Origin of the sequence: Exiguobacterium sp. s143 (genome assembly GCF_018618895.1) — a bacterium.
Classification (GTDB): Bacteria; Bacillota; Bacilli; order Exiguobacteriales; family Exiguobacteriaceae; genus Exiguobacterium_A; species Exiguobacterium_A abrahamii.
In genome coordinates this window covers 479,061-492,553 of the sequence record NZ_JACSMX010000002.1, presented here as the reverse complement: position 1 = coordinate 492,553, position 13,493 = coordinate 479,061, and the positions used below count along the sequence as shown (strand labels likewise).

The 13,493-nt window shown below is 44.7% G+C and carries 14 protein-coding genes; 8 read left to right on the top strand and 6 right to left on the bottom strand.

Annotated features, from left to right (window positions below; all coding sequences use genetic code 11):
* Positions 1–151: 151 nt before the first annotated feature.
* From KNQ03_RS10735 to KNQ03_RS10710, 6 genes are all read left to right on the top strand, one after another.
* Complete coding sequence (locus KNQ03_RS10735; protein WP_214724614.1) at positions 152–1,267, top strand: GGDEF domain-containing protein; 1,116 nt, start codon at positions 152–154, stop codon at positions 1,265–1,267.
* 55 nt (positions 1,268–1,322) lie between these two features.
* Positions 1,323–1,490, top strand: coding sequence for a hypothetical protein (locus KNQ03_RS10730; RefSeq protein ID WP_023467823.1), 168 nt, complete (start codon positions 1,323–1,325; stop codon positions 1,488–1,490).
* Between the two features lie 13 nt (positions 1,491–1,503).
* Positions 1,504–1,908: a DUF350 domain-containing protein gene (locus tag KNQ03_RS10725; protein ID WP_023467822.1), complete on the top strand. Its 405-nt coding sequence runs from the start codon at positions 1,504–1,506 to the stop codon at positions 1,906–1,908.
* Positions 1,909–2,709: 801 nt separating this feature from the next.
* Positions 2,710–4,542, top strand: a complete 1,833-nt coding sequence (locus KNQ03_RS10720; protein WP_214724612.1) for a hypothetical protein — start codon at positions 2,710–2,712, stop codon at positions 4,540–4,542.
* 21 nt (positions 4,543–4,563) lie between these two features.
* Positions 4,564–5,424 carry an ATP-binding cassette domain-containing protein gene (locus KNQ03_RS10715; protein WP_214724610.1) on the top strand — a complete coding sequence of 287 codons (861 nt, stop codon included), beginning with the start codon at positions 4,564–4,566 and terminating at the stop codon, positions 5,422–5,424.
* Positions 5,421–6,044: a hypothetical protein gene (locus KNQ03_RS10710; RefSeq protein WP_214724608.1), complete on the top strand. Its 624-nt coding sequence runs from the start codon at positions 5,421–5,423 to the stop codon at positions 6,042–6,044. The genes KNQ03_RS10715 and KNQ03_RS10710 overlap by 4 nt, the downstream gene beginning before the upstream one ends.
* 124 nt (positions 6,045–6,168) lie before the next feature.
* Here KNQ03_RS10710 and KNQ03_RS10705 read toward each other — a convergent pair whose 3' ends face one another.
* From KNQ03_RS10705 to trhA, 4 genes are all read right to left on the bottom strand, one after another.
* Positions 6,169–6,429, bottom strand: coding sequence for a hypothetical protein (locus KNQ03_RS10705; protein ID WP_064300174.1), 261 nt, complete (start codon positions 6,427–6,429; stop codon positions 6,169–6,171).
* Between the two features lie 20 nt (positions 6,430–6,449).
* Positions 6,450–7,148: a ribose-5-phosphate isomerase RpiA gene (gene rpiA, locus KNQ03_RS10700; RefSeq protein WP_064300175.1), complete on the bottom strand. Its 699-nt coding sequence runs from the start codon at positions 7,146–7,148 to the stop codon at positions 6,450–6,452.
* Between the two features lie 42 nt (positions 7,149–7,190).
* Positions 7,191–8,915, bottom strand: a complete 1,725-nt coding sequence (locus KNQ03_RS10695) for a M3 family oligoendopeptidase (protein ID WP_214724606.1) — start codon at positions 8,913–8,915, stop codon at positions 7,191–7,193.
* Between the two features lie 118 nt (positions 8,916–9,033).
* Positions 9,034–9,681 carry a PAQR family membrane homeostasis protein TrhA gene (gene trhA / locus KNQ03_RS10690; RefSeq protein WP_023467814.1) on the bottom strand — a complete coding sequence of 216 codons (648 nt, stop codon included), beginning with the start codon at positions 9,679–9,681 and terminating at the stop codon, positions 9,034–9,036.
* Between the two features lie 112 nt (positions 9,682–9,793).
* Between trhA and KNQ03_RS10685 the strand changes: the two genes are divergently transcribed.
* A complete protein-coding gene (locus KNQ03_RS10685) occupies positions 9,794–10,309 on the top strand; it encodes a DUF1836 domain-containing protein (RefSeq protein WP_064300176.1) in 516 nt (171 codons plus the stop codon).
* 54 nt (positions 10,310–10,363) lie between these two features.
* Positions 10,364–11,329, top strand: coding sequence for a DUF4003 family protein (locus tag KNQ03_RS10680; RefSeq protein WP_064300177.1), 966 nt, complete (start codon positions 10,364–10,366; stop codon positions 11,327–11,329).
* A gap of 76 nt (positions 11,330–11,405) precedes the next feature.
* Here KNQ03_RS10680 and KNQ03_RS10675 read toward each other — a convergent pair whose 3' ends face one another.
* Positions 11,406–11,672, bottom strand: coding sequence for a hypothetical protein (locus KNQ03_RS10675; RefSeq protein ID WP_214724604.1), 267 nt, complete (start codon positions 11,670–11,672; stop codon positions 11,406–11,408).
* 61 nt (positions 11,673–11,733) lie between these two features.
* Entirely contained in the window at positions 11,734–13,488 is a 1,755-nt protein-coding gene (locus tag KNQ03_RS10670; protein ID WP_371743254.1) for an EAL domain-containing protein, read from the bottom strand.
* Positions 13,489–13,493: the final 5 nt, after the last annotated feature.

The window sequence follows — 13,493 nt, the reverse complement described above, 5'->3', positions numbered from 1 at the left end:
CCAAACTATAAGTACAGCTTATAGAAATCATAAGTTCACATTATAGACACAATTGCATCAGATAGATTATTTTTTCATGGAACAGGAGTTAGTCCTTTTATGGCGTATGTCTTTTAAGTAACGTACTTTTAATTGAAAGGATGGACATTTCATGAAAAGCATCCTTTTTGACGTCTTGCATAACGTGACGCTATTAATGGCTGGTTTCTATCTGCTCGGAAAATTATCACCGCTCCCGATCACCCGTGAATCACCACTTCTGACCCGCGTCCTGTATGGTCTTGCCTTAAGTGTCATCTCATTACTACTCATGCAGATGACGATTGAAGCAGCACCTGGCGTCATGGTTGATTTGCGTCATATTCCGGTCGTCGTCGCTGCCTACTTTGGTGGCGCCATCCCGACAACGATCGTGACGATTGCAATCATCATCTATCGTTTCAGTTTAGGAACGAATCTAGCAGCCTTCACCGCATTCGGCTTCATTGTCGCCATTGCTTTAGGAACGAGCTTAATCGTTCGCGAAATGCCACCTTATGCAAAACGAACATTCACACTCGTGACGCTCTACGCGACGGCTTTACACGCTCTTGTCTTATGGATTGTCTTACCGAAACAGATTCTTCTACTTGAAGTGATGGCAGTCGTCATTCCTGCATCGTTCGTCAGTAGCTGGCTCGCCCTACTGATCATCCGCGATATTCGGTTGACCAAACAATCATTACGGATGCTTCGGCAAAAAGCGCAACTCGACTTTTTGACAGGATTGAACAATTCACGCGCCTTCAATGAATACTTTACGGATGTCAAACAGCGATTGATTCTAACCAAACAGTCGGTCGTGTTGTTGACGATCGACATCGATCATTTTAAACAGGTCAACGATACGTATGGACATGAGGCGGGCGACGAGGTGCTGCGGCAGTTCGCCAATCGACTGCGCGATGGAGTGGCAGAAAGCGGGTATTTATCCCGTAACGGCGGTGAGGAGTTTTCAGTCCTGTTTGAGAGTGTTCCGCTTGCTGAAGTCTTGCCTTTAGCAGAGCAATTACGCGAACGGGTCGCTTCTAGTCCGTTCCGACTAGCGACGACAGAGCTACCGCTCACGGCATCGTTTGGTTTAGCCGCATACGATGAGACGACACTGCAAATCGACGATCTTCTACTGGATGCGGATGCTGCTCTCTATCAGGCAAAGCAACAAGGGCGGAATCAAGTCGTCCTGTTTTCTCCTAATGCAGAATCTGCCGTCAGCTTTCAAGAATAACGATGGACGCCACCTCTGAAATCCGCTACCTTTAAAGAAGAGGTAGGTGATTGGCATGAAGTTAGCAAAAGGTCCCTATATCCTGATCGGCCTCATTTTAGGTCTCTTGTTCGGATTCATTGGTGACAACTTCTATTTGTATGTATCAGCAGGTATTCTCGTCGGAGCACTGCTTGAATTGTATGTTGCATACGAACAACGCAAAAAAAATAAAAAATCATGATGGAGGTACCAGCATGACATTCAGTGATCTATTTCTTTCAACGCTCTCGTATATCGGTGTCGCGACCGTACTACTAGCAATCGGTGTCGTCTTGTTCGAGGTGACGACGAAATCGAAGGAGCTCGAACTCATCCGTAACGGAAAGAAAGCGGCCGTCTACGCTTTCGGTGGACGTATTCTTGGTCTTGCCATCGTCCTCTATTCGAGTATCTCGAACTCTGTCAGCATTCTCGATATGGTGTTATGGGGCGCACTCGCGATCGTCTTACAAATCGTCTTATTCTATCTCGCGGATTTACTAATCCCACGTCTGAGCATGACGAAAGAGATTGATGCGAACAATGAAGCAGTCGGCTTGCTGCTCCTCTTCTTATCGATTTCGATTGGTTTGATCATTGCAGGATCGCTTACATATTAAGACACATGAAAACAGCCCTGGATCATTAGGATTCAGGGCTGTTTAGATTAAAACTCCACTTCGTAATTAGGTATCGCTAGCTGTTACGATTACTTCAAGAACGAAGCCAAAATGATCATATGATGTATAGCATAAATATCCAAATTACTTTTCCTTTGCTTCTCAACAACTACTCTCCGAATCTGTCGTATTATCTTTAAATTCGTGTTATTCGTCTCTTTTTATTTTTGAGTTATGAGCTTTTCTCTAGTCAAAACCTGATCCCTGTCGATTCTTTGATTAAAGCTCTTTGTTTGTAGTGTTACGCACTATTTCGAAAATGTCTTTTTGTAATTCCAATTTATTACGTTCAATTTGGTGTGGATAGATTTGATGACTAAGACTGAAGGGACTATGAACTCCGCTTCTTCTTTACCTAAAGTAATGGATTGTTTAAAAATACACTCAAATACGTGTCAACCTTGAAAAGGATAGACGTATTTCTTTGCAAAGCTGTAGAATTGTCTCTCTCATTCAGTATTAGTTTGAGAGAATAATGGTTTTCCCCATTGTTCTTAGTTTTTTGTTGATGAACTACAAAGAAGATAGTAGCACTACTATTAAAACTTACTTGTGATAATACCCAACTATCACAAGTAAAATAAAGAGGTGAAAAAAGTGAAGAAAATCATTGTAAAAGATCTACTAAAATTTTACGGATTACAAATGATTAAAAGTTATTTTTACGTATTCTCCTTACTTCTGTTTCCTTTTAGTATTGGAATGAAGATCATCGCCGACATTCGGGAGGAGTATGTGTACATGGATTATGCAAGCCTCTTGAATGGGTTTGTTATTCCTGTACAAGGAATGATGTTACTAGTCGCCGTCTATATGTATCGACTTGTCTCTGAAGAAGTGCAGTATCGACAAAGCATACTCTTCCCGGATATCGTCACCATACAATATCAGCGAATTTTTTCAATCCTTCTCAATCATGTCATTTTTGTAGGGACAACTCTCTTGATAGGTCTATTAGGTTTGTTCATCTACTATCAGAATCAAGAGATTCCATGGTCTACGTTTCAACTTGATATTGTAGAGCATGCTGTGATTTTTTACTTCTTACCGCTCACTCTAACAGCATTATGGGGAATCAACTGTGCACTGATATTTGGAAAGAAAAAGACTGGCATGTTGGCACTCTTTCTCGTATGGGTATTGATTGGTCCATTAAATACCGAATTCTTCTCTGACTATTTCTACAAAGGTGGATTCGAGGGAATACGTAGTCTATTGTTTATTGGTCCTATTCAACCAGGGCATATCCATGCACAACTCAGTGGTTTTCTCGGAAATGAAGCTCTTTTTATAAAGAATATCCTTCATATATCACTGCAATGCGTCTTGTTATTTCTTTTAGTTGGACAATGGCACTTGAGAGCTTCTAAAAGAATTTTGACAGTAGTTTTCTCCATACTTGGATTAGGAGTCCTTGTTTTTGTATCTCCCTTTGCACTCGCGAACAATCAATTGAGTTTTGATCGCAGTTTTGATTCTGATTTATCGAAGCACTATAAACCCCCGTATACCTTTGTTCCTGAAAAGGGTGCTCTTGATTATATGATTCAAAAGATGAACTTAAATATGGTACAAGAAACCAACGCATTAAAAGTAGAAGCTGATATGTTAATGAAAGTTTCTCAGAAACAATCTATCAGTCTTTCTTTGTGGCATGAATACGACGTAAACGCTGTAATAGTAAACAACAGGAAAGTTAAATTTAAGCGTCAAGGCGACTTTATCTCTTTTCCGATTTCGTCAGATGGTTCTACTACGAATGTTAAAGTTCGTTACGACATAAAAAATAGCCCATATTTTGCTCTTACAAAAGATACATGGTATTTGCCTGCTACATTAAACTGGTATCCTGTTCGACAGTCTCAGCCAATCAATCGTTTAGGTGTTGGAACGTTAGATCTTATCGGAGATCGACAAAAAATGAGTGATATTAAAATCTCGGGAGATATCCCGAAAGATATCACAACGAACTTAAAAAGACAGGGAGAGCGATCTTTAATAGGTCGTGTAGCTGGTGTAACGATGATGCAAGGACATCTTGCAGTTTTTGAGTATAAAGATCATGAACTCGTTACAGATGACTCGTGGTCAATGCCACAAACTTACTGGCAATCGGTCCAAAAAACATTAGAACAAACTAACGCTGTATTGCAGCGAACATTTGATAAACAAACGGTAGTACCTAAAAAAATTATCCTTGTTTCTCCAAACGAAGAACGAAACAGTTATCTTGATGATGCGCATCTCTTGTTGCAGATTGGAACGACACTTCGTTTGGATCAAAGCTTAAGTGAAGTAGTGGCAACTTATGTGCCAGGAATTCTTTGGTCAAATAGTTCAAGTGAAGTGAAGGTACAACCCAAATGGAAAGTATTCAACGCTGCCTTCTCTTATTGGATTCAAACAGAATTAAAACTAGAGCCAATAGAGGTGGATCCATTTTTCCTCCAACAATCTAACTTAGATATGAAGGAAGTAGAGCGTTGGATTAAAGAATTTATGGACTATGACCATAAGCAACAATTAATATTGTTGAAAAAATGGTACTCAGAATTAAACGAGACGGAAAAATAGAGTGCAAAGGAGTATGGAGTCATGATCCAGTTACAACATCTCTCAAAATCCTATCGAAAGAAACAAATTTTACACCATGTTTCGCTTGAAATCGAAGGGATTTTTGGTCTATTAGGTCCAAACGGAGCAGGGAAAACGACTTTGATGAAAGTACTATGTGGACTGACTTCCGTTTCTGGAGGACAAATTAGTATCGACGGAAAGTCCGTTGTGAAGAGAAAATATGCGGATGTTTCGAGAGAAGTCGGATTTTTACCACAAGACTTTAATATCTATCCTAGTCTCAAAGTGGAAGATGTACTTCTTCATCTTGCTTTATTACAAGGTATTACTACAGAATCAGAGCGTCAAGAAAAAGTAGACGAAGCCCTTCACCGCGTGAATCTTCAAGATAAGAGAGACATGCGAATGAATGATTTATCTGGTGGAATGCGTCGGCGTGTGGGTATCGCACAGCTTTTATTACGCAAGCCTAAAATCCTTGTGTTTGATGAACCAACAGCTGGACTAGATATCGAAGAACGAATTCGTTTCAGAAATTTACTACGTGAATTAGGCAAAGATCACACTATCATCATTTCTTCGCATATTGTCGAAGACATTGAGTTTTTGTGTACTAAAATCGGAATTCTACAAAATGGAATCGTTCGATTTGAAGGAACACCGTTAGAACTGAAGAATTTAGCTAGAGGTCATCTTTCGAGCGTAAAGGTCTCCCTTGAGGAACTTGGTGGATGGATGCAGGACGAACGAGTCGTTGATCTTAATGAACACGGTGAGCAAATCGAGGTTCGCTATTTAGAAGAAGCCGCAGCCTCTTCGTCGGACATTGAACCCAAACTGATGGACGGTTACTTGATGGTAATGCGAGGTTCGAAATGAAAAGAAGCCTAGCGTTCAAAAGATTATTTTGGTTTGATTGGAGACTTCATGGAATCGCAATGCTTCTTCCTCTAATTATGTTTGTTGCACTAGAATCATATGTTTTGTTCAATCCGATGCAATATGGCATTCAAGTTATCCAGACAGCATTTATTCCTTGGATTGCTTGGACGGTCATCTTACATTTTCAGCCGATTTTTGATGAAGGTGCATACGATACATTAGTTCCCTACTACCGTAAGTGGCTTGTAATGGATATTCTTCGCTTTCTATTACTCTATTTCGTTGGTTATTTAGTTTTAACCGGGACACTATTGTTCAATGATGTCGATATACCAACAATCGTTTTTCTACACCATATAGAGTTGATATTGCTCTTTCTATTTTTCGGTATGACACTTATACTTTGGACAAAACGGTTTGAATATGCACTCTCCCTTCTACTTATGTACACCTTGCTCGAGATCGTCACAAAAGGACAGTTCATGCCCTGGCCACACGTGTTTCAATTCGAAACAAATTATTTTGATCCTCTTTATCATGTAAAGGTGCAATTTGTTGGCATTTTAGTAATTTTGTTTAGCTTTATGTCGATAGCAAAGATTAGTAAGCGTAACTAAATGCTCAGTTCTAATATGATTCAGGATAAGATTTCAAATTGGCATGGTGAGCTTCTCCTCTTTTCAATTACCTCTAAGTCAAACAGCCTTGATTCATTGAATTCAAGGCTGTTTTCAAGTTCTTTTATTTTTCAAGCTCCTCTAGCTCCGTCCGCGAACGCGGGAACCCGTTCGCTTGCCACTCCGACCGATAGATCGAATCCAGTTTCGTCAATCCGACTTCATCCGGGTCTTTCGCAGCATCGGGACTCGGATCCTGATCGAGATGCGCTAAATAGTCACGTAGCGCATCGGTCTGTGTGCCCTGTTCCCGCTTCCTGAACAACAGTAGACTCGCACCGGCAATGACACCTGCTCCGAATAAATACCGTTTTTTCAAGCCCATACGGTTTCCTTCTTTCTTTCTTAAACCAATCCACCACCATCACGCAGTCGTGGATGCGCGATACGTTTGACCTTTCCCTCTTCGACCGTCAGGACATGATCGGGCTGTCGCTCGAAGTAACCGGTCTCGAGTACACCCGACCAACTCTTTACTTCTTTTGCGAATACTCGGACGTCCGAGATGGCTGATACATCCACGTCAAGAATCACGTGACCTCCATCTGTAACGAAGGGACGATCGTCTTTCAGCCGCAACGTTGCGGAGACATGCTTATCACGCAACCGTTGTCGTACATACGGTAAGGCAAACGGATCCAGTTCAACCGGTAACGGTCCGCTTAAATGATGGACGAACTTCGAGGAATCGGTCAGATAGAGCAATTCTCGACTCATCAGTGCGACAATTTTCTCGCGAAATAGTGCACCGCCACCACCTTTGATTGTTTGGAAGTGTCCGTCAATTTGATCGATCCCATCGATCGTCACATCGATTTCCATTCCCTCTTCCAAGTCGATCAACGGAATGTGTAACTGTTCCGCGAGTCGGACCGTCGCAAGTGACGTCGCCACACCTTGAATTTGTAGTCCCGCCTGCACAAGTGGACCGAGCGCCTCGATGAACCGTTCCGTCGTCGAACCCGTCCCAAGACCCACTATCATCCCATCTTTCACGTAAGTTAGTGCTGCCTCAGCGACTAATTGTTTCTCCTGTTCATACATCCGCATCCCTCCCTACATTTCTGTTCCCGTTTCGATTCGTCTTCAATCGACGGAGAGAGATGATTCCGTTAACGTCAGGTACTGCTCAATTGCCTGGACGAGCGGTTGCTGAGCTTCCATCCAAAACGCGACAGATGTCGGATCAGCGTCGAGATGACGTGTAACGATCTCATCAATCGTCGCTTGACCGGAATCATGCATGACGGCTTCAAAGACTGCCGAAAATTGACTCGGATTCGCTTGAACCGTCTGATACAGACTATTGCTGAGCAGATAACCGATCGTGTAGGGAATGTTGTAGAACGCAAGATTCGGATTGAACAAGTGACTGATGTACATCCATTTATAGCGCGCCGGTTCAGGCAATACTGGACCATAGGCTAACCGTTCTTCCTCTTGCAGGAGTTCACTTAACCGTTCGGCACTGACCGTCCCTTGCTGACGTTCCGCATAAAAACGTTGCTCGAACCGGAACATGCCGGGAACGATGCTGGCATATTTCAGCCCTTCTCGGATCTTGACCTCTAGAAGAGCGAGCACTTCCTCCCGTTCCGTCGTCTCTTTGATGGCAGCATCGAGGACGAGATTCTCCATGAACGTCGAAGCCGTCTCCGCGATGCTCGTTCCTTTGACTTGATTTAAATACGGTTCGTCTTGCAGTAAATAATTATGATAAGCATGACCGAATTCATGAGCGAGCGTCGCGACGTCCGGATAACTATCACGGTACGTCATGAAAATTCGACTCTCTTTTGCAATCGGGAATGCGGCACAGAATCCACCTTCCGCTTTTCCAGGACGATTCTCTGCATCGACCCATCCCTCACTAAACACGTTTTCCGCGAAGGCGCCGAGCTGCGGATTCAATCGTTTGAATTGTGTCGTGACGATTGTCTCTGCCATCTCAAACGGAACGTGACGCGCGGAGCGATAGGTGTTCGTCTCAAAATCATGCCATTCTCCCGTCACCCGCTCCGCCTGGGCAATCTTCCGAGCGTAATAGGCGTGAAAGAGGTCGCGGTGTTGATCGAGTGCTTCCATCATCGCTTTTAGGCTCGCTTCCGAGATCCGGTTCTGCTCAAGCAACTCGGTCAACGGTTGCTCCCAGTTCCGCATCTTGTAGGATTGCAGTCTGAAGCCAGCAATCCGGTTCAGAATCGTCGCAAACAAGTCAGCTTCTTTTGCACAAGCGGTGTCAACTGCTGTCGCTGCCGCTAAACGAGCCGAACGGTCAGGTGCGAACATCGCTTCGTGTAGCCCTTGACCAATCGTGACCTGCTTTTTGTCCAAGTCAACGCGCAATGCCATGAAGCGCTGTTTGTAGAGCTGCCCCCAGCCTTGGAACCCGTCCACACCGAGATCCTGCAACAATTGTTCCTGAACTAGTGGTGCACGACGGGACTGGATGTCACGGCGTTCGTTCAAGAAAAAGGCGTATGGTGAACCCGTGACGAGCTCCTCCCACTCTTCTTGTGACAGTGCGGCGATCTTCGTATCGAGTGCTGCTGCCTCACTGCGCACCATCGCTTGCACGATTTCGATCTCTTCGAGCAATGGATGGACTTCTGAGCGCGTGACATCTTCAGCGTACAGACAATAAATGAAGTCGCTCCATTCCTCGACGTCGCTCGCGACTTGCTGATAACGTTCGACCTGTTCTGCCACATTAGTCGGACGTTTTGTCAACGCCGCTTGTATCGTAGTAATTCCTGCTTTGACGTCATCTATCGTGTAGAGTGTCTCTAACTGCCATCGTGTGTGTTTCATGTTTTTCCCCCTATGCGTGATCTATTCGTTCTTTCATTCGTGAGGACACTCGACTTCTCCTGTATTTTCCATCAGACACAAAAAAACTCCTTCAGCCATTGACTGAAGGAGGACATCCTCACAAGACGAAGAAGTAGACACATAGGAAATGCGCTAGGCTACCCAGTAGTACGAAGATATGGAAGATTTCATGGAATCCAAGATGTTTGAACGATAAAATACGTGGCTTCAGCCCATAGATGATGCCACCGATCGTATAGAAGATACCACCAAGGAACAACAATCCGATGCCGAGCGGTGATAAGACTTGCGCGAGTGGTGTGATCGCAAATACCATGATCCAGCCCATTCCGATGTAGAGCGTCGTTGATAACCAACGCGGACTGTTGAACCAAACCAATTTAAAGGTGATTCCAGAGACTGCAATCAACATGACAATGCTGAACAAGACCCAACCGGTCGGACCGTTCAGACTGACGAGACAAAACGGTGCGTAAGACCCGGCGATCAACAGATAAATCATCGAATGATCCAACCGACGCCAGATCGCGATCGCCCGGTCGCTCGCAAGCACCATATGATACGTTGCCGAAACAGCATAAAGCGCCATCATACTGACACCAAAAATAATCGCTGCAACGATCGCAAGTGATGCCCCCCGTTCTAACGATGCCTTGATGACAAGTGCCAGTAACCCGACAAAAGCAAAGACAGCCCCTCCAAGATGCGTTAATCCATTAATCGGTTCTCTCATATAAGCTTTCACTTTCGTTCCTCCTCTGATATGTAGTTTTGAATACTACATGGCGTTATATACGTATTCTATCATATGATGGAGAAGTAGAAAGTCCTATTTTAGCGATTTTGGAGGTTTTTTTATGACACATTCTGACGACACGAGACACGATCGTCAATTACAGCTCGAAGATATCCCGAATATCGATCTCTATATGGATCAAGTCATCCAACTGTTCGAGCGGACATTCGAGGAAACGACGCGAAGTGCAGACGAGACGATTTTGACGAAGACGATGATCAACAATTATGCCAAAAAGAAATTATTCTTTCCGGTCACGAATAAAAAGTATACGAAGGAACACTTGATTCTGATCAGCTTGATTTATCAATTGAAAAGTTCGTTTTCGATTAATGATATCAAGACGATTCTCTCGCCCTTGAACGCAGGGATCGAACAGGACCAACTCGATCTTGAAGGGTTTTATCGTAATTACCTCGAACTGACGGAACGAAATACAGCGCGCTTCGTAACGGAACAAGACGCTCTGACCGCCTCGACGACTGATCCACTGGAACAGATTCTCGCTATGGCTCACATGAGTAACTTGTACCGGCGCGCAGCAGAACGATTGATTGACACCCAACTGAAAAAATAAGAGAACGCTTTCACTGCGTGATACACTATAAGAAAAGGCAGAGGAGGAACAGTCATGGAGATCGCGACGACTTTCTTGCGACAGCTGGATCACATTGGACCAGAATTCAGAACCTATCAGGATGGCATTCTGATCGAACTGGCATTCGACCGGACGATTGGAACGGAGCAGGTTTCCGCAAGTGTGTTGCTTGAGACAGCAGACGATTTGAAAATACGGTTGCGTACACAAACGACCCAGGCATTATTACTTGCTTCGAAGATTCATGCCTTTGACGCCCACACACCGAGTCGGATTGCTGAGATGATGTCGATTCATGGCTATTTAAAATCGCATCGCTTGTCGCATCCCTTGAATGCCTACTCTACTGCCCTGTTCATCAGCCGTCTAACTCCACAGGACGCGGTACTCGAACGAACGGTACAATTATATACACGCCTCAAAAAACAACATCGGTTCATCGTGTCACCGCTATTGATCTCTTTCGTCTACTTTCACGCTACGACACGCGGTGAGTTAGACGAACTCGCCTCGCGTATCGAGATGGTTTATCAACGACTCAAACGACGATTCGGACGCGCTCAACAGACGTATGTCGTCGCCTTGATATTCGCTTTATTGCCTGAAGACGATTGGGATCGCTATATCGCACAAGTGGAGTCATCCCGTAAGATACATCGTAAACACCATGTTCCGCTGTCGTTCCACGGCATGCTTGCGTTACTCGGTGACCCAAACGTTCACGCTTCGTCACTCGAACGAATGGCAGAGGCGTTACGCTCCGATTTACATTTTAAGTACCGGAAAGACTTAGTCTATTTGACAGCGATCCGATTGTATTTAAGTCAACAAACGATCTTGCAACAACTCTTCCCATCTTCGATTCTCCCACCGGACGGCGCCGACGCGATTCCGTTCTTACTCTTCCCTGTTGATTTGACCGACACGTCCCATGCGACAGACGGCGGGATCGACGGAGGATTTGATGGTGGGGGTGACGGCGGTGGGGGTGGCGAGTAACCATTCAATAACAATACAGCAAAAAGGGCAATCGACGCGTGGCATTACTGCCGAACGTCGATTGCCCTTATTTTAGTCATTCTTTATCTTGTTGGTTGTCATCATCAGACGGCTGGACATCCCCATCTTCATCTGAAGCATGGGACAAATCGGGAGCCTCTTCACTTGAAGCTTCTTCACTTGATTTGTCTGCTTCTTGATCTGGATGCTTCGATTCTTTTTCATCCTTCGATTTTTCCGAAACCTCCGCATGGTTCTGCGGATCACGCCCCGCAATCTCATCCTTCGTCATTCGGTTACCTGAAGTAATTGGATCCGTTTCTTTATCGTGTTGATCAGCCATTTGGCATCCCCCTTAAAATGTACTTGTTCCACCTTTTAAGGTATTCCCGACTGAAGAACGGTTAAACCTCAGCACGTCCTCGCATGATGTCTTCGACGAGCAGTTGATCGATGGGCTGAGGATGATGGACCTCGTATCCTTGCACATACAATAACTCATCTAACGTTTGAATGTGTTGCAGCTGTGACGGTGTTTCGACTTCCTGAATCACGAGCGCGATGTTCAACGTCGACGTCAAGGAATGGACAGAGCGAATCATCGAGCGCTCCAACTGATTTTGAACGAGTCGACGTGTAAAAATCGGATCGAGTTTGACCGCTTGAACAGGTAAGCGTAACAACGAATTGAGCGACGCATAATGACTGCCGAAATGATCGACGGTCAGACGATAGCCTGCTTGGCGTAACTGTTCCAAGCGTTTGATGGCAAAACGACGACGTGTTTGCAGTACTTCCTCACGAATTTCAAGTATGAGACGCTCATTCAGGAAGTAAGACTCTTCTGTTAGTCGAATTAACTCGGAAAATAGTTGATCCGACTCGAACTGATTTGCCGATAGATTGACGGCGACGGAAATCTTACGACCAAACGTTTCTTCTAACCGGCGTTGATCCAAGATTGCCTGACAGATCGTAAATCGACCAATGTCCGGAAAAATCTCCATCTTCTCAGCAATCGGAATGAAATCCGTCGGACTGACGAAGCCAAGCACTGGGTGGTTCCAGCGCAAAAGTGCTTCAACCGCGACATAATGTTCTTGTTTCGCATCGACGATCCATTGGTAATAAAGTTCGAACTGCCCCCGTTCCAGTGCATGCGACAGCTCTGATTCAAGGACCGATGCAAACGGGTGCTGTTCCGCATGCCGGTTTGGATTGACGAACGAGGTCCGTCGTTTTCCGTCGTGTTTCACTTGTTGCATCAAAGCTTCCGCTGCATAAATCTGCGTCTGACGACTCGCCATGTCACCCGTCAAGAGACTGACACCAGACGATGCCGTCACGTGAATCGGTTCGTCCGCGACACCAACGATTGGTTGCTCGATCGCTTCCGTGACGATGCGGGCATAGTCTATTGCATGCTGTTCGAATTCTTGCTCTTGCTCAAGTTCTGCCAATACGACGAACTCATTACCATCCATCCGTCCGACGACATGATTCGGTAACGGTACATATTTTAGACGACTTGCAATTTCACGCAACACTTCATTCCCTATCCGGTAACCGTGCGTAGCATTGATCGCATGAAAACGGTCGAGGTTCAAGACCATCAAGAAAGCTGGATGAATCGTCACACTCGAAATTAAACGATTCATATAGCGTTCGTTATAGACATCTGTCAAAGCGTCTTTGATGACATACGTTTCAACGTTGATTGATTTACTAATGATGTCAGCGTAATGTTCCACAAGTGCAATATCCTGCTCCTTGAAGTCGAATGGTTGATCGTCGAAGGCGCACAACGTCCCGATCTTCTCATTCTCAGCATTCTTGATTGCCACTCCCATGAAACTTCCGTTCCCCAGCGCTTTCGTGACCGGATGATTGACCGTCAACGGATCGTTGAGCAATTCACTGATTGAAACCTTTCCATCCGTTTCATCGACGACCAGCTTACAGAGAACGTGTTGGAAGACATGGGTCGAGCCTTCTTCGATCAACCGTCGCTCTTGATTGATCGCCTTGACGACAAAGTTGCTATATGAATCATTTAATGCAAAAAACAACGTGTTGACGCCAATCCGTTCACTCAGTTTTTCAAGAATCTCTTCGACGAGCGGATGCAATGCTTCATAACGAATGTGTGAATTATTCACCGTGT